Here is a 19,402-nt window from a genome sequence, read left to right as displayed (position 1 = left end):
TCCAACACAGAATGACAATAGATTACTGAATCCTGCAAACGCTTCAATTTGGGTTTCCATTCCTGGAAATGCCGCAAGAGTAGGTCCTATTGCCGCAGCGTTCATACTTGCACTTCCCACCCCGCTGGCCATTGCAAACGCATATGGATGCAGCGGAAGGAAGGACAGTGAAAATGTTACCAGGAAACTAATAAATATTGTACCTATTACAGTACCAATAATGAATATTGCAAATACTCCTCTTGATTCAGGAGAGTTGAATCCATACTTATCTACAACAACTGCAACGTTCGGTTCCCTGCCTATGGAATTTGTCATACCGATTGATTCTTTTTTAAATCCTAAAAGCAATGCAATTGGAAGGACTAAAATGGTTGCCAAGTGTCCAAATTCCTGCAATATCAATGCGGGACCCATTTTAAAAATCAAACCGATTGACTGACCACTTGATACAGCCAATTTTGCAATCAGAACACCGATGAAAAGCATCATTGCCCCTTCAGCAATACGTGCCTGCTTTCTGTGAATCCATTTGATTGGTTTTATCAGATAAAAGGCAAGTCCTAAAATAATGGTATATATTAAAGGCATTATGGTGATTGCAACATCTTTGGTGATTGGGATTTTGATAGTTCCGATTAACTCTGCAATGATAACTAAAACAAGCACTGTTCCATGTAATCTTATATCTCTCCAGGGATTTCTCTTCAAGATACGCTTATCCGTTTTTTCCCTGTAAATATGTTCGACCTGACCATCATTGCCCCTATTCGGAATATTAACAACTCCCCAAAATGATGTAACAAATTATCAAATTTAAATTACTATACTAATATTTTCTCAAAACATATTATTTAAATTGATAACATTTAATCTAAAAAAAATCACAAAATAAGAATAAAAGATATTAATAATTATCACAAAATGAGAACAAAATTATGCTGGAACACCGGTCATAACCAGAATGATATGAGCAACAATTGCAGAACCGAGATATGTGGATGCGATAACCAGAATTGTAATGATGATTGCACGCCATCCAAGGGCTTTAAATTCATTCCAGCTTTTACCCATTCCAATACCAACATATGCCAAAAATACTGTCACAATAGCCATGACCTCCACCTTTGAAACATAATATGAAACAAATTCGGATGTAGGCATACTCGGAAATGCAAGAACAATACCCATCACACTAATGTAAATGATGGAAGAAATGTTAAATGGAAGTTTTCTTTCCATCCAAACGCCCAAGAGAGTAATCAAAGATAAAATACCCATACCAACTAAAGATTCCTGAATTGGATGTTTATAACCTACGTAATTGCTAATTGCTGTGATTATGGAAAATATCGCCAAAAGGAATATCCAGTTGAAAATACCATGTACCGAAACATTTTCAGATCCGTCGATTAAATCAGGCATTTTTATCACCCTCGCTTTTTACAATAGCCTTTTTACCAAGTTTAGGCTCCAAAATGAAATATAACTTTTCGGTTAAAGGCAATGCCAAAAATATTACAATATAAATGCCAACTGAGAATGACAATAGGTTACTGAATCCTGCAAATGCCTCAACCTGAGTTTCCAATCCTGGAAAAGCCGCAAGAGTCGGACCTAATGCCGCAGCGTTCATACTTGCACTGCCCACTCCACTTGCCATTGCAAAGGCAAAAGGATGCAAAGGCAAAACGGAAACACAAATGCTTGTAAAAAAGCTGATAAATACGGTTCCGATCATTGTTCCCACGATAAATAAAGCAAATATTCCTCTTGATTCCGGTGAATTGAATCCATACTTGTCAATAACCACTGCAACTTCAGGTTCACGGCCAATGGAATTTGTCATACCGATAGCTTCTCTTTTAAAGCCCAAGAGCAATGCAACCGGAAGTGCAATCAAAATTGTCGCAAGGTGCCCGAGTTCCTGAAGCATCAATGCGGGACCCATCTTAAACAACAGATCCATTGATTGACCACTTGAAACCGCAAGCTTTGCAATCAATATTCCTATAAACAGCATCATTGCCCCCTCAGCAACTCTGGACTGCTTTCTTTCAATCCAGGTTATAGGTTTCGCAAGATAAAACACCAATCCCAAAATCATGGAGTACAATAAGGGCATAATGGAAACAGTCACATCTTTAGTAATTACAATATCAATAGGCCCTATAAACATGGCAATAACTGCCAAAACAAGTATAGTGAAATGTAAACGATAATCCCTCCAGGGATTTTTCTTTAAAATACGCTTATCAGTTTTATTACGATATATGTGTTGAACGTTTGTCGTCTCTTTATTTTCATCTGACATGATACCCTCACCCACCCAGCATAAAAAAATGCTAATTATTCTATACTTCTAAAAAACTAGTATATAAATTAGTATGACTTAGTTCTCAAAAGTTCCATTAATATGCATAAAAATCGTGATAAATTATATATTACTTCACAAAAAGTGAATTATTAATAATGCGTATAAATCGTTATTTTATAAAAAAACAAATAGAAAAATATCCTATTACTATAAATTCATACGGCAAAGTGGTTTTGACAAGTGTCTCCTAGCAGAAACCGGTGTTTCATAAAACTGAGCATTTTTTAAAAAACGTTGAATTTTAATAGGAACTTTTTTAGAAGATTCAAGTTTTTTTCCACATTTTTTGCATTTGAATCCCTTATTTTTTCCGGCGGAAGTCATTCGTTTACCGCACTCGCAAACTGGGTTCCTGTACTCAACATCATTTAAATGAATAACCTGAAACTTCTCAACGTTGAATGTATTCTGCTCACCAATGCCTCCGTAAACCCTAATTTTATCGCCCGGACGCAAATGTGAAACAATCTTTCTAAAATTCTTTGTCGGCTCATATGCCCCACATTCGATTTCCCCGGAATCATCCATAATGTAGAAAAACATATGCCCTCCGTCAATGACTGTAGGCTTGTTTTTGACTTCCCCCTCGACACAATAACATCCGAATTGCTTCATTGAGGCAATATTCGGAACTTCCTGAATATGCATATCAGTGTGCTGGTTTGTCTTAAAGATGCACCAATCGACAATCGGTTCGCCAACTTTTACGATGTCTTTCGCTTTTTTCAATGCTTCAACCGTGTCTGACCGGATTCCATATAAAACTGGACATGGTGTTTTAGGTTCGATAGCAATGTAGTTTTCAGAATAGTCGATGTTTTCAAAGGTATCCGGAAAAGTCTCCCTGTCCATTTCATAAACTGAGTCATAATCTATTTGCCTTTTAGTCCCATAATTATCCGAGGACCGGTATGCAAGCAATTCGTAAGTGTAATCGCTTAAAGGTAAGCTAATGGCTGCAATGGATCCGATTATTCCCCTTCCTTTCTTGAACTTATGGATTTCACAGCCCGCTGAGCGGCCGAACTCCTCAGCCTCCTCAATGGTGATGAACTCGTAAATCGCACGGAATGCATAATCCTCCATTTCACTGGTGATTTCGCCATCATAAAAAATCACCCCAGGATTTGTGTTGTCACAATCGAACATGGAAAGCTTTTCAACTTTTTCAAGAACGATTCTCTTTGCCATATCCGCTTTTGAATCATTTAAGATTTTTAAAGCCACACCACCATTTCCACGTGTCTTGTGGCGGGCAAAAGGATTCAATCGGATTAATCTGGGATAATCAACCAATTCTATTCCGTTATCCCTGAATTCATTGATAATCTGGCTTGCAAGATATGTTGTGCACATTCCGTCGGGAGAGTCTGTATCGTCAACTCCAATATATAAATACCTAATCAAAATCACCTACTAAAATATATTTAATGTTGAATTAATATATAGTTTAAGTGAGGATTTGACTATGTTAACAAGAAGCCAACTGTTACACAATATCGAAAAATTATTGACCTCACAGGGTTTTAAAACCTCTGATATCTATGATCAGGGTTCTTTTGATATTGTAGCAAGAAAAGACTTAAAAATATTACTTTTAAAAACCTTTCAAAACATAGATAGCATCAATGAACAGAATGCTCATGAAATGAAACAATTGGCCAATATATTCCTAGCTTCACCCATCATAATCGGTGAAAAATCAAGAAATGGTCTCTTAGAGGCTGGAGTGGTTTACGAAAGATATGAAATCCCCACAATCAGCTTTGAAACATTGAAAAGCATGATCTTATATGGAGAATCACCTGAAATTTTAGCCGACCGTGGAGGATACTTCGTTAAAATTGACGGCAATGTCATCAAGCAATACCGTGAAGAGTATTCAATGTCCTTAAAAGACCTTGCAAGCCTTGCACATGTGTCCCGTGCTACAATGTACAAATATGAAAACGGAATCGTCAGGGCAAATACCGAAACAGCAATGATACTCGAAGAAATCCTCAACACCAAGGTAACCTTGGACATTGACTTATTGCAGCAGCCTAAAAAAGATGAAATCAAATTTACAGATGACGTTAATGACTTATCAAAACTGGGTTATGGAGTAATATCCACAAACAAAAGTCCATTTGATGCAGTGGCCAAAATGAAAAGCTCAGACAAACATTCCCCTTTAATGGCAAATGTTGAAAAGAACCGAAGTGAAAAGACTCTGAAAAGAATGGCCATACCTCTCAAGGATTTATCGATGGTTACAACCTCAGAACCTGTTTTCATTATAAACAACGACAAAATCAAAGAGTCAATCGGCACCGTTCCGGTCATTAAATCTTGGGAGTTAAAGGAATTTGAAAATTCCAAGGAATTACTTAAAATGATTAAAGAGAGAAAAGAGAACTAGAGGGAGAATATGGAAAACTTAAATATAACTGATATGGAAAATTATCCGATAAAATGGGTCTGTAATTTTAAAGGTCAAACAGCAATTGGAATCTGCGGAAAAACCCAAAAAATAGCTATGTTTGCATCAGACGAAAGGGTTTCAAGGATTTTGGATGATATTGTTATAGGAACCGATGAGGAACAGGAAGGATACGGATGCGAAGAAAAGGACAGATGCTGCAATTTCGAATGCGAATTCTGTGAAATATCCCCTAGACAATACCTGCAGATTACAGGCAAAAAGCCATCCAATAAAAATATAAAAGATTTAATCAACGGATTGGCTGATTTGAACCAGTCCCTGGAAGATGACGGATACATTCCGTTTGAAGAATATGAAGTTGTCAAACTTTAATATTGCTTCAATAATTCAAAGTCTTCACGGGCTTCCTCAACCTTAGCGACACCCATGCAGATTGCATCTACAAAATCGACATTCTTATAAAAAGTAAACGCTTCTTTTGGTTTTAATACACCGGCCGCAAGTATTCTTGTGGCGATGATTTTTTTATTTAGGTTTTTAATCTTTTCAATGAATTCCTGTCTTTGGGAAGCGTTGAATGCACTGATGTCCATCATATATGACAGGCTGTTGTATGGAATCATGTAAAAGTCAAACAGATCCATGTCCAGATTATCCTCAAGCAGGTCTGATGTTCTTGAGGGAAATGCAGTGACAAGACCTGAAAGCGCTCCTGTATCATTAATCCTTTCCAATATTTTTGAAGTAAGTTTCCAGTCATACCCGTCGGTTATGAATTCATCAACAAGCATCAAAGGACAGTCATATTGGCTGAAAAGCTCAATATCCTCATCCCAATCGACTTCTTTTGCAACCTCATAATTAGGATTCAGATAATCAACATCACTTTTTCCAATTGTAGCTATCACGTTCATCTCACAACCTTCAGAAACCGCAATGTCATATGCCTCAAGCAAGTTGGAATCATTTACAAGATTTATTGCCCTTACACCCTGATTGTATGATTCCACAATCACTTCAGCGGCATTTTGAGGATTGTTGTATAAGTCATCCAAGTAAAGTCTTGATCTATGTCCATAGTAAAGCTCTGCCATAAAAGGGCCATAGCCCAGAATAGTTTGCGGAATTGCTTTTTCTTTATACTCCAAATCCTCAAAAAACATTATATCACTATTCCTTTTCGACTACAACAGCAGTTCCATATACCAGGATTTCCTGCATTACATCAGATATCTCATTTGAGTCAAATCTGATTGCTACAATACCGTTTGCACCCAATTCCTTTGCATGGTCGATTGCCCTGTACAATGCTTCTTCCCTAGACTCTTCCATCATTGTAACATACTGTTTGATTTCACCACCAAAAATAGATTTGATTCCCGCACCGATTTGGCCTCCGGCACCTCTGCTTCTGACGGTTAATCCGTATATGAAACCTTTTGTTTCTACAATTTTAAATCCTGGAATGTCATTTGCTGTTGAAATTGGAAATTCTTCTACACTTACCATAATATCACCAATTATTAATTAGAGAATATGCTATAAAATATTTTCCATTAGAAATATGGCGAGAAATGAAAAAATATTAATTTTATCCCATAAACAAAATTTTTTCTAAAAATATTGCTTGTATAATATATTTTAAATATGATAAAAAATATAAATTTAAGTAATATTTATGATTAAATATTGTTAATTATGGTGAAAAAATGAAAGTACTTATTGCTGATGCTATTAACGAAAAGGGTATAGAAAATTTAAAGGAAGTGGCTGACGTCGTTGTAGACACAGACATCACTCCTGAAGAATTAGCTGATACCATCCATGAATACAATGGAATCATTGTAAGAAGTCGAACAAAATTAACAGCAGACATTATTAAGAAAGCTGACAATCTGCAAATCATTGCAAGAGCAGGTGTTGGAGTGGACAACATCGACTTAGATGCCGCAACTGAAAAAGGTGTCATGGTTGTAAACTCCCCAGAATCAACTTCCGTAACTGTGGCTGAACACACTATGGGCTTAATCTTAAGCATGGCCCGTAAAATCTCAATCGCAGACAAATCCGTCAAAGAAGGAAAATGGGAAAAGAAAAAATTCATGGGAGTTGAACTCAGAAACAAAACTCTTGGTGTAATCGGTATGGGAAGAATCGGTTCACAAGTGGTAAACAGATGCAAAGCTTTCGGAATGGATGCAATGGCATATGATCCATACTTGCCTGAAGAAGTTGCAAAACAGATGGGCGTAGAATTAACCGATTTGGATACAGTGCTTAAAAACGCTGATTTCATTACAATCCACGTTCCATTAACCCCTGAAACCGAGCATTCAATTTCAACTGAACAATTTGAAGTGATGAAGGATACCGCTTACATCGTTAACTGTGCTCGTGGAGGAGTCATCGATGAGGATGCATTATACGATGCATTAGCAAACAACAAAATAGGTGGTGCTGCATTAGATGTATTTGAAGATGAACCACCTGCAGAAGACTCAAAATTATTCGAATTGGACAATATTGTTCTAACCCCTCACATTGCCGCTTCAACCAAAGAGGCACAAAGGGATGCTGCAATTATTGTAGCGGATGAAATCATTGAATTGGTTAAAGGAAACAACCCTAAAAACGTATTGAACATGCCACGTATTGACAAGACCACATACCAAGAGTTAGCTCCATACATGGAATTATGTGAAAAATTAGGTAGTTTCATTTCACAGGCTGTAAACGGTAAAATCAAAGAGATTGAAATTGTCTACAGCGGTGAATTAGCTGAAATTGACAATCTTGAAATCTTATCAAGAACAGTCATTCAAGGTGCCGTAAACCCATTCTTAAGCTCACCGGTAAATGCGGTCAATGCTTCAATTGTAGCTAAAGAAAGAGGCATAAGCATTACCGAAGGAAGAAAAGACAATGCAAAAGGATACGAATCATTGATTAAAGTCATTGCAAAAAGTGAAACCGACACTTTCTCAGCAGAAGGTACTCACTTACACGATGCAAGAATCCTGAAAGTAAATGGCTACTGGGTAGATGTTATTCCTGAAGGACACATGTTCATTGCAAAATATGAAGACGTTCCTGGAAGCATAGGTAAAATCGGTACAAAATTAGGCGAACATAATGTTAACATTGGAATCATGCAAGTTGGAAGAGATGAAAAAGGCGGAAGAGCCATCATGGTTCTGACTTTAGACAAAGAGATTCCAAAAGACGTAATCAAAGAAATCCAAGCTTTAGACAATGTTTATGAAGCTATCGGATTAGAATTATAAAAAACAATTTTCACCATAATTGTTTTTTATTTTTTATTTTTACTAATTTTTCTTACACTGCCATCAGGATTAAGTTCTATTCTGATGACCTGCTGAGGCATTTTTGTATTGGAGATTATTTGCACTTGAGGTTGCCTTTCAAACTGATTTCTCTTTTCGAAATCCTCATAATAGTCTTTTCGCTCGTCATCAAGAGTCTTGAAGAATTCATCATCATCCTCATCAAAAAATCCAGGTTTAAACTCATCATTATCTGTTACGACATCACTTTCATCAAAAAAGTCATCAGGATTGTTTTCACTGAAATCTGTATAATCCCCTAATGTATAGTCCATTGGCTGGCCATATCTGTCATATGATTTGAATGTTTCAATTGAATATGGCAGGCATACGATCATGTGGAAGTATCCGTTTCTTGAAAATGTCCTTAAATCAGCATCTGAAGGTCTGGCACTTGGTCCCGGGTGAGAATGGACCGAACCCATATATTTTGTATTCATGGGAATCAATTCGGTGTGTATTATGGCGCTGTTTTCTGAGCGTTCACCAGGCAGGAATATCAAACCGGTGATGTATAGAATCTTATCCTTTATTTCGCCGTCAAAGAATGCCAAAAACTCATTTGGATAGGATTTTTTTGAGTAATATATTACGGATTCGAGAACTTCACGGTCAACGCGGACCTCTGTGAATTCCTCATCCTTATTTCCAAGTATCTTTGAGATGAAACTCATTCAATCACTCCAATGCTTCTGAAGAAATCCTCATTAAAAATCGGAAGCTCCCAATCTGTGAAGACATAGCTCCTATACGAGGTTTGGTTTTTATTTTCCTTTTTGTTAAAACCGACGACTTTTTTATTTTTCCTATATATTCCTATTCCCCGTTTTTTGTAAGTTTCAATATCATTTAAGTTAATGCCATTTTGGAACAATAATTCATGTATTTCATTCAACTTCATGCCATTTATTTTATCGTTGGCTTCATTATTTGAATACTTGTTTTTGAGGTATGAAATCCCATGGGAATTGACGCAATTCGTCCATGATTCATCCTGCCTCCACTTGAAATAATCCAGTATATCCTCATCATTAATTGGAATTATCCTTGAATCAAAAGCAGGAGGCTTTTTGAAATCAGCATCATAATTTATTACAAAAGAGCTGGACGTGAAACCCGCCATTACAGAATTTATTTTTTCAATTCTTCCATCGAAAGGAAGATCATCAAAAAGCAAGCTTATTTCATCTGAAAAGGTATAAACAAAACTTGGAGAAAACTCCTTGAAGAGGTCTTCACAAACTTTCGCCATCACACGATAGAAGTTTTCATCATAGGGCTTGGTTAAGTCCAAATCCTTAGCCAACTTATGAAAAGCTCTGCCATCCAGACGAACAATGACTTTTGAGTTTTTCGGAACTTTCAGAGATGAATAAACCTCATAATCTTTCATTTACATGCCCACGCTAATGGTTTCATTGAAGCTTTTAAGTAATCTGATTGCTGAAAGTGCAGCCAGCATGCTGGTTTTCGGATTTGCGGCACACGGATAGTTCATTGTTATTGTCTTGAATTCACCGAAGTCTCCGCTTGCTGTGATTTCATGGACATTCCTATCGACTTTCGGATCAACAATGATCTTGACGTCAATATCCATGTTGCATGCCATACTTATGGTCGCTGCAACATTGATGTTCAATGGGAATTCCTTAACAGCATCGGAAGCTTTACCTTCAAACAGGACCTCTTCAGTGTCGATGTCCTTTCCGAGAGATTTAGGTGATTTCCTTGTAACGAGGCTCACTTCCTTAAGACCGAATTTGGCAACTGCCTTGATTCCATCCAGACCCACAACGGCTCCAGAAGGCAAATGGATTTTAGCACCATTATCTTCAGCTATCCTTAAGGCCTGATTGTAGAAATCCTTATCCATAAATGCACCAATGCTCATGATTATCATGTCAACACCATTCTCCAGGATAAGCGGTGCAAAATATTTAACTGAATCCGGTGAGGCGCATTCCAATATCAAATCAACATCATCCAGCATGTCTTCAAATGTGAGTACAGCAACACCGCCTCCAAGGCTTGCCAGATTTTCAGCCCTTTCGATATCCTTATCATAGAAGTATGCAATGTCAATGCCGTTCTGTTCAGAAACAATGCTGGTTGTTATAATATTAGCAATAGCTCCGCAGCCGATAATACCTACTTTCATTGTATCACGCTAGAAAAAAAGTTTAAAAAAAGAATTAGAGAAAGATTAATTATAATCTTTCAGTTTCGAATTGGCTTTGAGTTTCGCCTTGTGGTTGAGGGGTTTCTGGTTTAGGAACAGTAGCTTCAGGGATTTGTGGTTCTGGAACCATCTTTTTAATGTCCCTAGGATTGATTAACATAATGTCCCCAATAGCTTGAACTTTATCAAAGTCAACTGTCAACAAATCATTTTGGAAAGATCTCATATTGTTGTCTTCAGGCATTTCACCACGAATTGTTCCTAAAAATGAATTCATGAAACCAGCAGGTTTTGGTTGTTGTTCAATTGCCCTGACTTGTAATTTTGAAATAGTTCCTAATCTAATGTTAAGAACAACATCTTCTACACGACCAACATAGTGTCCTGTGTTGGTATAAATATCTAAACTACGTAATTTTGAAACTTCTACCATGTTTTACACCCAAGTATAATATTAATAATATAAATAAATATGTATAATTTTATTTAATTGTTAATATAAATACTTTATGTTTTTTAAACTTTTGAAAATTCTTTTTTGCAAAAAATTTATAAAATTATAAATTTAAAATATAAATTAGACTAAAAAGAGGACTTTAAATGTGGGATACAACAAAAGATTATAGAATTTTAGTGGCAAGCAAAGCAAGAGAAAATTACCTGAATCTTATTCCGACAGCATCATTTCGCGGAAGCTGGAATAAAAAACAGGCCATTGAATTAGGAAAGCAGATGAACAGTGACTTTCAGTCATTAACTTATTCTTACCTTGAAGGAGACGAACTGGTGAATTCTCCGGATGTTGCTACCTTAACTGAAAAGGCTTTAAACATCATCGAATGTTTAGGCGGAGATGACTGGAATAAGAAATTCCTAAGCAACGCTCCAAAGGAAGATAGGCAAAAGACCCAGGAAAACATTGCAAAGGTCAGGTTTTTCCTTGATTCAATCATTGGCTTAAAAGACCGCTTGGCATTAGGTCCGATAAACGACCCTATAATGGGAGTGGACATCAAAGTCGGAGAGGTCATGAGCGTTACCGGACATCCTCAAAACGACAAACTTATGCTTTGTAATGTCAACCTTGGAAAACGCGCCATAACTGTTGTAACCAATGACACGAACGTTAAAGACGACAATAAGGTAGGAGTTTCCTTATTGCCTCCGCAATCATTCAGCGATATCGTCAGCGAAGGCATGTTTTTAGGTATGAACGGAAGTATCCTGAAAGATGTTGACGGTGAGCTTGGAGCGATGCCAAAGGGCATACCTATGGAATCACTCAATGAGACCCGTAACCTTGTTGAAAATTATTTAAAATAGCTAAACATAGCTATTTTACCTTAAATTTAATCCTATTAATTTTGTTTTTGTCATTTCATCAACAGCGTATTTTATTCCTTCCTTTCCAACACCACTATTCTTAAATCCGCCGAATGGCATGTTGTCTGTTCTGAATGTTGACTGTTTGTTGACGAATACTGTTCCCGCTTCTATTTCTTTGGCACATCTCATTGCAGATGAGTAGCTTTCGGTAAATACTCCCGCTTGCAATCCATATTCAGTTGCATTTGCAACTTCAATTGCCTCATCAAGATTTTTAACACGAATTATTGGAGCAACGGGCCCAAATGTTTCACGAACAACAAGATCCATGTCCGGAGTTACATTATCAATCACTGTTGCAGAATAGAATGCACCGTCACGTTTGCCCCCAGTCAATATTTTAGCACCATCCTCAACCGCATTGTTCACAGTCTCTTCAACCTGAATTGCTGCCTTTTCAGAAATCAGGGTTCCCAAGGTGGTTGTGCTTTCAAGAGGATTTCCCATTTGCAATTTTTCTGTTGCCACAACAAGTTTGTTGCAGAATTCATCAGCAATGCCCTCTTCAACAATCACGCGTTTGACTCCCATGCAGACTTGCCCTGCGTTAAGAAATGCCCCATTAATTATGCCCTTAACTGCCTTATCCAAATCGGCATCCTTAAGAATAATCACGGGATCGTTTCCACCCAGCTCAAGAGTCACTTTTTTCATTCCGGCCTTCTGTGAAATCATCATGCCGGTTGTTACGCTTCCTGTAAATGATATCTTGTCAACTTCAGGAGAGCATACCAGATAATCTCCAATTTCGGAGCCGTAGCCTGTAACAACATTAACGACACCATCCGGAAACTCCTCATCAAGCAGTTCACAGAATTTCATTACTGCCAATGGAGCCTCTGTAGGCGGCTTTACAATAACAGTGTTTTTGCATGCTATGGCCGGCGCTATCTTATGGATTGTCAGATTCAGAGGATAGTTGAATGGTGTTATTGCTGCAACAACCCCCAATGGCAACCTTTGGGTGAATGCAAAGAATCCCTTGCCGTTCAGCCCGGCATCCAGAGGCACGCTTTCACCATATATCCTTTTTGCCTCTTCGGCAGACAGTCGCAATGTCTCAATTGACCTGTCAACTTCAACCAGCGCCTCGTTTATAGGCTTTCCAACCTCCAAACATAAGATTTGTGCGAATTCCTCGCGCCTCTCTTCGAGTTTGCGAACTGCATTAAACAGTTTATTTGAAACTTTGAATGCTGACATTTCAACTAAAGAGTCTTTAGCATCATTTGCAGCATCTATTGCCAATTGTGCAGTTTGTCTGTGAGCAATCGGAACTGTATCAATCACTTCACCATCATAAGGGTTTTTTACATCAATCAAATCGTCACTTGAGATATGCTTTCCACCAATCAACATGTCCATCTTATCACCTTAAATAATATTTTATATTATGAAATTATAAATATTGACTATGGAAACGAATCGTTTTGAAACATTTTTCGATGCTATCATTGCAATAGTAATAACAGTGCTCGTTTTAAAAATTCCGCAACCTGCAAGCCCTACCTTAAGCGCTGTTTTAGACTTGCATACAATGTATATTGCATATCTGATAAGCTTTTTGATTCTATACAATTTATGGTATGCCAACCATAACCTGTTCGGGCTTGTCGAAACCATAGACAACACCACCCTTTGGATTTATGGAATGATGACATTCGTGATATCACTTATTCCATATTTTACAATATGGCTTGCGAATAACCCTAATTCAATAGCTGCCGAGACAATGTTTGGAGTCATCTTTATTGTTACCCACATCTTAAATACTCTGGCCACAAAAGCCGTCTACAGGAGCAATCCATATAATACAAACCTGAGGGAAATCAATCACGATTCGTATTACATGAATTTGCCATTAATTCTAATTATCATAGGATTCATATTGACATACAGCGGATACGCGCAAGGAATATACTATGCCTGTTTGATATCAATTGTCCTATGGGTTTTGATTGGAAGATTAATCAGGAGGGGTCATGATGGAAACTGAACGATTTGAAGCATTGATTGATGCTATCTTAGCAATTATCATCACAATTATTGTTTTGGAAATTCCACTTGCAAGCAACGGCACCTGGCAGGCCCTCCTAAACATCAAATATGAATTCATAATATATGCAATCAGTTTCATGATCTGCTTTAATTTCTGGAACTTCAACAACAACATATTCAGCATCGTCAATAAAGTTGACCCTAAAATCATCTGGACAATGGGCCTGACGTTGTTTGTGTTTTCGCTGCTGCCTTATCTGACAACATTTGCCGCCGAAAACTTCTATGTATTCTTCCCGCAATTCCTATACGGTTTGAGTTTTATCATAACGGCAATATTCTCATTGATAATCTGTAAATTCCTTAAAGATGCAGACCCTGGAAATGTTGCGCTTCAAGTTGCTTTAAGTGACCCATATCCATTCTACTCCACAATCATTTTGGTTTTGATTGGAATTGCAATTGGTTATTTCGCATATCCTCCGGTGATAATGTTATCATGTTTGATTTCGATTCTTGGGGTCTGGATAATTCCGAAAATCAGGAAATAACACTCATTTAAAATATTTTCCCAATGCATTCAACTCGCCGTTGAACTCTCTGACTTCCTTTGATGCGATTTCACCTGACAAATCCTTCATGTAACTGTTATACATGTGAATTGCAAGCAAAACCACTACCATTATCCCACCAAATAGCAGGATAAACTCTGCTGAAGCCTGACCCTTATCGTCCATCACAATCCCCCCATAAGCAGACTTCCGCCGAATGTGGAAATGAAATAGAATATCCCAAACGATGAACATGCCAGAGGCAATGTGAACTTGATTCCCTTTTTAACGTCACCATACATGATTATACTGATGATGAATGCCACGAGAACGGAATGTATGACCATATATAATTCTCCGGCGATCGGTGCGGTCAGAATGATTTCCGACTCCATTCCATAACCTTGCATGAAGCTGGAATACACACTCACCATTCCGATTGCAAAGGGCGTTGCAATGACCGCTGAAATTAAAAGAAACATCACAGACATCATCACTGCAGACTTTCTCTCCCTTTTAAGCGCCATCAGATCTCTTAAATCATCCGAAACATCAGACAAGACTTTTGAAATGCTTGATCCAGATTTCCTTCCGTCAAGAATTATTCCAAAAACCCTTTCCAGCTCCTTTGACTTTAATCTTTTGCTCATTGCACGCCAGGCGTCATCGAAATTGCGACCCATACGAATCTCTATGATTGTCCTTCTCATCTCATCGTACATCGGCCCCTCGCCGTACTGGGACATGTCCTCCATTGCGTTTTCAAAACTGAGTCCGACCTGAAGCATGCTTGAAAGCTGCCTTAGAAAGTCAGGTGCAGTACGTTCTATTTCCTGTGCTCTTTTTTCCTGCTGGACAATAACATATGTGAAAAGGCCAGGAATTAGAAAAAACGGCAATATTAACATTGCCCATGACAGGTTTAAGAGTGTTAATGTTACTGCTAAAACAATTTCACTTACTAAAATGAAAATTATGAGTACAGCTAAAACTTTACTTGCATCTGTAAAAATAGCCCCACTTAGCAAAAATTCCTGTAATTTAGATAAATACTTTTCGGAAATATTATTATCCAAAAATATTGTTAAATTATTGATTATTCTAAATTTCATGAAATAATATTAAACTTTGAAATATATAAAGGGATTGTTGTATTCTAAAGCAATTTTACAGGGTGAAAACAAGATTTATATTGAATAGATAATATTCTAAATCCTAATACGATTAGAGAATATTTTTTTCATGTTAAATTTATCAACATATAATGAATATTTCAACATAAACATTCAATTCAAACTAAGAGAATAAATTAAAAATAAAAAATAGAAAAAATATAGATTAATTAACTAAACGATTATTCTTCGGGAATTATCTGTTCAAATAAACTATCATCTGTAGTCATTACACATACCAGATCACCATCTTCGGCATAAAAAAATGCATGAACATTTAAATCATCAAATTTCTTTTCTGCAATTAAACCTTCATGACCATTAATAAATTCTTTTTCTCCCAATCCGGACTTTTGAACATGGGCATCAGTCAAATTAGTTTCATAACCCGGATAGCTGTAATCTGACACTTGAATATATACTATATCATCTTCACCTTTATAATAACTCTCTGCACTAGTATAAAAAATAGCTCCGTTTGAGCTAGTAGTTTCATTTTCTGATATAAATGATTCATTTTTCTTATATCCATCAGGTATATTAAAATCATGCCCCGCAATGGTAGTTTCATCATTTAAAAAGTCCCCTGCACTAACTGAAACTATGGAGAAGATAGCTAAGCAAGCCAATGCCAGTACTAAAATTAATTTTTTAGAAACCATTTTTTATCACCTATCTCCCAAGATTTAATTAATAATGTCTCTATCCTAAAGCATTATTAAAATTATCTATTTTCAATTAATTTTAGAATATTCGCGAAACCCTCTTCCAGTCACTGCTTTGCATTTCACGAATCATTTATTTTTACTTCGCCCAAACTTAAAAGTCAAAGTCTATGTTAATCTCAAACAAATTCTCAGTTTGCGCCAGTGCGTTCACCAGCCTTTCATCCAAATCATCATTATTGTCCCTGTAATCAATTTCGCCGAATTCCTCCCGAACTTGAAAAGCCAACTGGTCTTTATCCAAACTAAATTCCGCATCGTCCTCCCCAGTATTTCCCCGAGCATCAAGCCTGATCCATTTTTCTCCATTGAAGACTGTATTTAAAGCATGAACAATGTGGCCCTGACTGTCATCCTCTGCTATTGTCAGAAGCTGATAGCTGATTCCTGACGGAATTCCGTTTGCCCTTAGAAGCGCTGCAAGAAGACATGATTTTGCCCAGCATATTCCAGTTTTATTCATCAATGTATCACTGGCAGTTCTAGAAACAGTACTTACCCCAATATCCCATGAGTGGGGAATTTCATCTCTAACAAAGAAATAGCATCTTTTTATATAATCAGCGTCATCAGCCGATTGATTTTTTAATTCACAGACCTTCTCTTGGATATGAGAATTCATATAATCAATACTTGGTGTTTCAGTTAAATACCTGTCCACAAACATCACCTAAAACCTATATGGGAATTTATAAAACCCTCCTGTATTAATCTTGTTGGTATGTCTGTTGGCACTAATTTATAATTTTTATTGAATTTCTTATTATAAAAATATAAAAAAATTAAAATGGGAAGAACTATAGTATCATTTCGTCATAGAGTGGCCCTTCGCCATACTGTGACATGTCCTCCATTGCATTTTCGAAACTTAAACCGACCTGAAGCATGCTTGAAAGCTGCCTTAAAAAGTCAGGTGCAGTCTTTTCGATTTCCTGTGCCCGTCTTTCCTGCTGGATTACAACATACGTGAAAATCCCCGGAATTACGAATAACGGCAGAATCATTAGGGAAATGGGGAAGCTTAACATTGATACTGTTAACATTAATGCAATTTCACTTACTGAAATGAAAATTATAAGCATGGCTAAAACTTTACTTGCATCTGTAAAAATGGCTCCGCTCAGTAAAAATTCCTGCAATTTAGATAATTGCTTTTCAGGAACAATATTGTCAATAACTGATGCCAAATCATTTACTATTTTAAATTTCATAAAATAAAATTAGATTTTAAATCATATAAAAGCTTTGTTGCATTCCAAAGCAATTTTACAAGGTAAAAACAAGATTTATCTAAAATCTGCATTTTAGAAAAAATGAATCAATGCAATTGGTTGAAAAAAGAAAAAGGCAAATAGAGATTAGTAATCTCTATTTTTTAATGGTTAGTTTTTTGGTTACAATGTCTTTTCCGTAGGTTACTTTGTATTTGTATTTTTTGCCAACTTTGAGCTTTTTGAGCATGGATTTTTTAACTTTCCATGTTGCCACTCCTTTTTTGTTGGTTTTTACTTTATAAGTTTTCTTGTTGAATTTAATCTTGAGGACTTTACCTTTGAGGTATTTGCCGTTGACTTTCTTCAAGGAAACTTTTACTTTTGTAACTTTTTTGGATTTCTTGTTCTTCACTTGTCTTTAAATTATTATCCACACTTTCCATATCACTTTCATGTGATAATTCAATTTCTCCCTTATCTTCAAGGGACATTGTCGTATTGTCCGTGTCACTTGCACTTACGCTTGCCATCGCAAACAGGCAAATGACCAGATGTAATTAGTAAACTCTTTTTGAACTTCATTTAAAATATTCTTCCATAGTTGAACTAATTGACATAATTTATGTTTAAATATGTATATAATAGTTTTTAGTAATGTAAAAAATATTAAACATCATGCAAATTATGAAAATGCAAAGTACTCCAAGCCGATAGAAATGCTGGAAGAATCAATGAAAATTAAGAATTAAAAAAATAGATGTATAATTAAAATAATGTTTAAAAAAAATAGATTAAAATGACGGATATCAGTGATATCCCAGATATCGGAGAATCACATATATAACTAATATTACGGCCAATATGATGAGAGAAGTTCTTGCGGAAAAGAATCTGGTTTTTCTAAACTCCTCATCCTTGACTTCACCCTTTTTAATTATCCTTTCCTTCTCGAAGGAACATTTCTGATAGATTGCTTCAAGGTCCTTTGGAAGCCTTCCGTGTTCATTCAACATGTTTATTATTTTATTTAAATGTTTTACTGCTTCCGCATCATCGCCCATATTCACACAGCAGAATGCAGCCTTATAATTGAAATTGGTAACGAGTTCCAAGTCGTCCACAACCTTACTTTCATAGCCGATGCAGTACTTGTAGTTTTTCAGGGCTTCCTTATACTCTCCAAGCTCATACAATGCATCCGCCTTTGCATTGAATCCGATTATTGTATCCTCATTTTGAAGGGATTTGTCCAGATATGTCAATGCTTCTTTATTTTTTCCAGTCTTTTGAAGCATTTGACCTTTATACAGGTCAGATTCATTGTCCCATCCGTATTTGTCTCCATATTTATTAATATGATTCAATGCATCATCATACCTTTTGGCTTGAATAAGCAATTTGATTTTACTCATCAAGACTTCCTTTTTGCTTATGCGGGGCTTTTCAATGGAGGAGTATGAATCGTATTTGTCGAGAGCCTCATCCATATATTTCAATGATTCCTCAACGTTTCCCTTGTTGAATTGGGACAGTGACTTGTCACAAAGCAGGTTTATGGATTTAGGCTGCTTTTGCAGATATTGATCAAAGTACCTTTCGCCGTAATCGCCGTTGTCATGGGATTCGTCATAATACTGGTAATAGATTCCCTTCTCTTCAATTGCAGGCAAATAATCCGCATCAATCAATAAATCTAAAATTGCAAGATAATCCTCAACTTCATCTTTTCCGTGCCTTTTCCTGGCCAATTTAAGAGCTTCCTCATAATTGTTCTCAGAAATATATTGTTTTGCTGCTTCAATAGACTTGCTCATCGTATCTTCCTTAAAAAATTAAAAGTATTTTCTTTTTTATATAATATCTAAATTTACGTTTAATATAAATGTTTTGGTATACCTAAACTTTAAATACTATAAAAATCAATTGATATATATGTTTAGGTTAACCTAAAACTTTTTTTGGGTTATGAAAACTTAAACTAAGAAATTTTTTTAGTGAGGAGTGATGCCATTACAGGCATTATTCCTTAAA

General features: G+C 36.4%; 25 protein-coding genes. 6 read left to right on the top strand and 19 right to left on the bottom strand.

Features of this window, described 5'->3' with window-relative positions:
- The 4 genes from E7Z79_RS05280 to E7Z79_RS05265 form a co-directional block, all read right to left on the bottom strand.
- A partial coding sequence (locus E7Z79_RS05280; protein ID WP_369693433.1) for a DUF3100 domain-containing protein occupies nt 1–777 on the bottom strand: 777 nt, incomplete at its 3' end.
- A 159-nt stretch (nt 778–936) separates the two neighbouring features.
- Nucleotides 937–1,425 (bottom strand): hypothetical protein, encoded by a 489-nt coding sequence (locus E7Z79_RS05275; protein WP_303738929.1) that lies wholly within the window; start codon nt 1,423–1,425, stop codon nt 937–939.
- A complete protein-coding gene (locus E7Z79_RS05270; RefSeq protein WP_303738928.1) occupies nt 1,418–2,314 on the bottom strand; it encodes a DUF3100 domain-containing protein in 897 nt (298 codons plus the stop codon). The genes E7Z79_RS05275 and E7Z79_RS05270 overlap by 8 nt, the downstream gene beginning before the upstream one ends.
- A 210-nt stretch (nt 2,315–2,524) precedes the next feature.
- Nucleotides 2,525–3,790, bottom strand: a complete 1,266-nt coding sequence (locus E7Z79_RS05265; protein ID WP_303738927.1) for a tRNA(Ile)(2)-agmatinylcytidine synthase — start codon at nt 3,788–3,790, stop codon at nt 2,525–2,527.
- A 55-nt stretch (nt 3,791–3,845) separates the two neighbouring features.
- On the opposite strand from E7Z79_RS05265, the gene E7Z79_RS05260 reads away from it, so the two are divergent.
- Nucleotides 3,846–4,778 (top strand): transcriptional regulator, encoded by a 933-nt coding sequence (locus E7Z79_RS05260; RefSeq protein WP_303738926.1) that lies wholly within the window; start codon nt 3,846–3,848, stop codon nt 4,776–4,778.
- A gap of 9 nt (nt 4,779–4,787) precedes the next feature.
- The gene (locus E7Z79_RS05255) at nt 4,788–5,174 is read left to right on the top strand and encodes a hypothetical protein (RefSeq protein ID WP_303738925.1); all 387 of its coding nucleotides are present in this window, start codon (nt 4,788–4,790) and stop codon (nt 5,172–5,174) included.
- Here the strand turns inward: E7Z79_RS05255 and E7Z79_RS05250 are convergent.
- On the bottom strand, nt 5,171–5,965 hold the full coding sequence (locus tag E7Z79_RS05250) for a hypothetical protein (RefSeq protein WP_303738924.1): 795 nt from the start codon (nt 5,963–5,965) through the stop codon (nt 5,171–5,173). The two genes, E7Z79_RS05255 and E7Z79_RS05250, sit on opposite strands and share 4 nt — an antisense overlap.
- A gap of 7 nt (nt 5,966–5,972) precedes the next feature.
- The gene (locus tag E7Z79_RS05245) at nt 5,973–6,311 is read right to left on the bottom strand and encodes a heavy metal-binding domain-containing protein (RefSeq protein ID WP_303738923.1); all 339 of its coding nucleotides are present in this window, start codon (nt 6,309–6,311) and stop codon (nt 5,973–5,975) included.
- Between the two features lie 200 nt (nt 6,312–6,511).
- Here E7Z79_RS05245 and serA point away from each other — a divergent pair, with 200 nt between their 5' ends.
- On the top strand, nt 6,512–8,086 hold the full coding sequence (gene serA / locus E7Z79_RS05240; RefSeq protein WP_303738922.1) for a phosphoglycerate dehydrogenase: 1,575 nt from the start codon (nt 6,512–6,514) through the stop codon (nt 8,084–8,086).
- Between the two features lie 26 nt (nt 8,087–8,112).
- Here the strand turns inward: serA and E7Z79_RS05235 are convergent, their stop codons facing one another.
- The 4 genes from E7Z79_RS05235 to E7Z79_RS05220 are packed head-to-tail and all read right to left on the bottom strand — an operon-like array spanning nt 8,113 to nt 10,758.
- Nucleotides 8,113–8,820 carry a Mov34/MPN/PAD-1 family protein gene (locus E7Z79_RS05235; protein WP_303738921.1) on the bottom strand — a complete coding sequence of 236 codons (708 nt, stop codon included), beginning with the start codon at nt 8,818–8,820 and terminating at the stop codon, nt 8,113–8,115.
- Entirely contained in the window at nt 8,817–9,539 is a 723-nt protein-coding gene (locus tag E7Z79_RS05230; RefSeq protein WP_303738920.1) for a tRNA(His) guanylyltransferase Thg1 family protein, read from the bottom strand. The genes E7Z79_RS05235 and E7Z79_RS05230 overlap by 4 nt, the downstream gene beginning before the upstream one ends.
- Nucleotides 9,540–10,304: an aspartate dehydrogenase gene (locus E7Z79_RS05225; RefSeq protein WP_303738919.1), complete on the bottom strand. Its 765-nt coding sequence runs from the start codon at nt 10,302–10,304 to the stop codon at nt 9,540–9,542. It abuts the gene before it with no gap.
- Between the two features lie 49 nt (nt 10,305–10,353).
- Nucleotides 10,354–10,758, bottom strand: coding sequence for a PRC-barrel domain-containing protein (locus E7Z79_RS05220; RefSeq protein WP_303738918.1), 405 nt, complete (start codon nt 10,756–10,758; stop codon nt 10,354–10,356).
- Between the two features lie 167 nt (nt 10,759–10,925).
- Between E7Z79_RS05220 and E7Z79_RS05215 the strand changes: the two genes are divergently transcribed.
- Entirely contained in the window at nt 10,926–11,648 is a 723-nt protein-coding gene (locus E7Z79_RS05215) for a tRNA-binding protein (protein WP_303738917.1), read from the top strand.
- Nucleotides 11,649–11,663: 15 nt separating this feature from the next.
- On the opposite strand, the gene E7Z79_RS05210 is transcribed toward E7Z79_RS05215, so the two are convergent.
- Nucleotides 11,664–13,076, bottom strand: a complete 1,413-nt coding sequence (locus tag E7Z79_RS05210) for a lactaldehyde dehydrogenase (RefSeq protein ID WP_303738916.1) — start codon at nt 13,074–13,076, stop codon at nt 11,664–11,666.
- Nucleotides 13,077–13,125: 49 nt separating this feature from the next.
- On the opposite strand from E7Z79_RS05210, the gene E7Z79_RS05205 reads away from it, so the two are divergent.
- Complete coding sequence (locus E7Z79_RS05205; protein ID WP_303738915.1) at nt 13,126–13,707, top strand: TMEM175 family protein; 582 nt, start codon at nt 13,126–13,128, stop codon at nt 13,705–13,707.
- Entirely contained in the window at nt 13,697–14,260 is a 564-nt protein-coding gene (locus E7Z79_RS05200) for a TMEM175 family protein (protein ID WP_303738914.1), read from the top strand. The genes E7Z79_RS05205 and E7Z79_RS05200 overlap by 11 nt, the downstream gene beginning before the upstream one ends.
- A gap of 3 nt (nt 14,261–14,263) precedes the next feature.
- Here the strand turns inward: E7Z79_RS05200 and E7Z79_RS05195 are convergent, their stop codons facing one another.
- From E7Z79_RS05195 to E7Z79_RS05160, 8 genes are all read right to left on the bottom strand, one after another.
- On the bottom strand, nt 14,264–14,446 hold the full coding sequence (locus E7Z79_RS05195) for a class III signal peptide-containing protein (RefSeq protein ID WP_303738913.1): 183 nt from the start codon (nt 14,444–14,446) through the stop codon (nt 14,264–14,266).
- On the bottom strand, nt 14,446–15,372 hold the full coding sequence (locus tag E7Z79_RS05190) for a type II secretion system F family protein (RefSeq protein ID WP_303738912.1): 927 nt from the start codon (nt 15,370–15,372) through the stop codon (nt 14,446–14,448). The genes E7Z79_RS05195 and E7Z79_RS05190 overlap by 1 nt, the downstream gene beginning before the upstream one ends.
- Before the next feature lie 242 nt (nt 15,373–15,614).
- Nucleotides 15,615–16,094 carry a hypothetical protein gene (locus tag E7Z79_RS05185; protein WP_303738911.1) on the bottom strand — a complete coding sequence of 160 codons (480 nt, stop codon included), beginning with the start codon at nt 16,092–16,094 and terminating at the stop codon, nt 15,615–15,617.
- A gap of 157 nt (nt 16,095–16,251) precedes the next feature.
- Nucleotides 16,252–16,818: a transglutaminase family protein gene (locus E7Z79_RS05180; RefSeq protein WP_303738910.1), complete on the bottom strand. Its 567-nt coding sequence runs from the start codon at nt 16,816–16,818 to the stop codon at nt 16,252–16,254.
- A gap of 136 nt (nt 16,819–16,954) precedes the next feature.
- On the bottom strand, nt 16,955–17,368 hold the full coding sequence (locus E7Z79_RS05175) for a type II secretion system F family protein (RefSeq protein WP_303738909.1): 414 nt from the start codon (nt 17,366–17,368) through the stop codon (nt 16,955–16,957).
- A gap of 157 nt (nt 17,369–17,525) precedes the next feature.
- Nucleotides 17,526–17,738, bottom strand: coding sequence for a hypothetical protein (locus tag E7Z79_RS05170; RefSeq protein WP_303738908.1), 213 nt, complete (start codon nt 17,736–17,738; stop codon nt 17,526–17,528).
- Complete coding sequence (locus E7Z79_RS05165) at nt 17,704–17,901, bottom strand: hypothetical protein (RefSeq protein WP_303738907.1); 198 nt, start codon at nt 17,899–17,901, stop codon at nt 17,704–17,706. Before E7Z79_RS05165 ends, E7Z79_RS05170 begins: the two co-directional genes overlap by 35 nt.
- Before the next feature lie 276 nt (nt 17,902–18,177).
- A complete protein-coding gene (locus tag E7Z79_RS05160) occupies nt 18,178–19,185 on the bottom strand; it encodes a tetratricopeptide repeat protein (RefSeq protein WP_303738906.1) in 1,008 nt (335 codons plus the stop codon).
- Nucleotides 19,186–19,402: the final 217 nt, after the last annotated feature.

The organism is Methanobrevibacter thaueri, assembly GCF_015062905.1.
GTDB lineage: Archaea > Methanobacteriota > Methanobacteria > Methanobacteriales > Methanobacteriaceae > Methanocatella > Methanocatella thaueri_A.
This window is presented reverse-complemented; position numbering and strand designations above follow the sequence as displayed.

What these genes read in the sequence shown, in the direction of transcription:
- E7Z79_RS05275 (WP_303738929.1), bottom strand. Translation starts at nt 1,425, where the DNA reads ATGCCTGATTTAATCGACGGATCTGAAAATGTTTCGGTACATGGTATT.
- E7Z79_RS05270 (WP_303738928.1), bottom strand. Translation starts at nt 2,314, where the DNA reads ATGTCAGATGAAAATAAAGAGACGACAAACGTTCAACACATATATCGT.
- E7Z79_RS05260 (WP_303738926.1), top strand. Translation starts at nt 3,846, where the DNA reads ATGTTAACAAGAAGCCAACTGTTACACAATATCGAAAAATTATTGACC.
- E7Z79_RS05255 (WP_303738925.1), top strand. Translation starts at nt 4,788, where the DNA reads ATGGAAAACTTAAATATAACTGATATGGAAAATTATCCGATAAAATGG.
- E7Z79_RS05250 (WP_303738924.1), bottom strand. Translation starts at nt 5,965, where the DNA reads ATGTTTTTTGAGGATTTGGAGTATAAAGAAAAAGCAATTCCGCAAACT.
- E7Z79_RS05245 (WP_303738923.1), bottom strand. Translation starts at nt 6,311, where the DNA reads ATGGTAAGTGTAGAAGAATTTCCAATTTCAACAGCAAATGACATTCCA.
- serA (WP_303738922.1), top strand. Translation starts at nt 6,512, where the DNA reads ATGAAAGTACTTATTGCTGATGCTATTAACGAAAAGGGTATAGAAAAT.
- E7Z79_RS05235 (WP_303738921.1), bottom strand. Translation starts at nt 8,820, where the DNA reads ATGAGTTTCATCTCAAAGATACTTGGAAATAAGGATGAGGAATTCACA.
- E7Z79_RS05230 (WP_303738920.1), bottom strand. Translation starts at nt 9,539, where the DNA reads ATGAAAGATTATGAGGTTTATTCATCTCTGAAAGTTCCGAAAAACTCA.
- E7Z79_RS05225 (WP_303738919.1), bottom strand. Translation starts at nt 10,304, where the DNA reads ATGAAAGTAGGTATTATCGGCTGCGGAGCTATTGCTAATATTATAACA.
- E7Z79_RS05220 (WP_303738918.1), bottom strand. Translation starts at nt 10,758, where the DNA reads ATGGTAGAAGTTTCAAAATTACGTAGTTTAGATATTTATACCAACACA.
- E7Z79_RS05215 (WP_303738917.1), top strand. Translation starts at nt 10,926, where the DNA reads ATGTGGGATACAACAAAAGATTATAGAATTTTAGTGGCAAGCAAAGCA.
- E7Z79_RS05210 (WP_303738916.1), bottom strand. Translation starts at nt 13,076, where the DNA reads ATGGACATGTTGATTGGTGGAAAGCATATCTCAAGTGACGATTTGATT.
- E7Z79_RS05205 (WP_303738915.1), top strand. Translation starts at nt 13,126, where the DNA reads ATGGAAACGAATCGTTTTGAAACATTTTTCGATGCTATCATTGCAATA.
- E7Z79_RS05200 (WP_303738914.1), top strand. Translation starts at nt 13,697, where the DNA reads ATGGAAACTGAACGATTTGAAGCATTGATTGATGCTATCTTAGCAATT.
- E7Z79_RS05195 (WP_303738913.1), bottom strand. Translation starts at nt 14,446, where the DNA reads ATGGACGATAAGGGTCAGGCTTCAGCAGAGTTTATCCTGCTATTTGGT.
- E7Z79_RS05190 (WP_303738912.1), bottom strand. Translation starts at nt 15,372, where the DNA reads ATGAAATTTAGAATAATCAATAATTTAACAATATTTTTGGATAATAAT.
- E7Z79_RS05185 (WP_303738911.1), bottom strand. Translation starts at nt 16,094, where the DNA reads ATGGTTTCTAAAAAATTAATTTTAGTACTGGCATTGGCTTGCTTAGCT.
- E7Z79_RS05175 (WP_303738909.1), bottom strand. Translation starts at nt 17,368, where the DNA reads ATGAAATTTAAAATAGTAAATGATTTGGCATCAGTTATTGACAATATT.
- E7Z79_RS05165 (WP_303738907.1), bottom strand. Translation starts at nt 17,901, where the DNA reads ATGGCAAGCGTAAGTGCAAGTGACACGGACAATACGACAATGTCCCTT.
- E7Z79_RS05160 (WP_303738906.1), bottom strand. Translation starts at nt 19,185, where the DNA reads ATGAGCAAGTCTATTGAAGCAGCAAAACAATATATTTCTGAGAACAAT.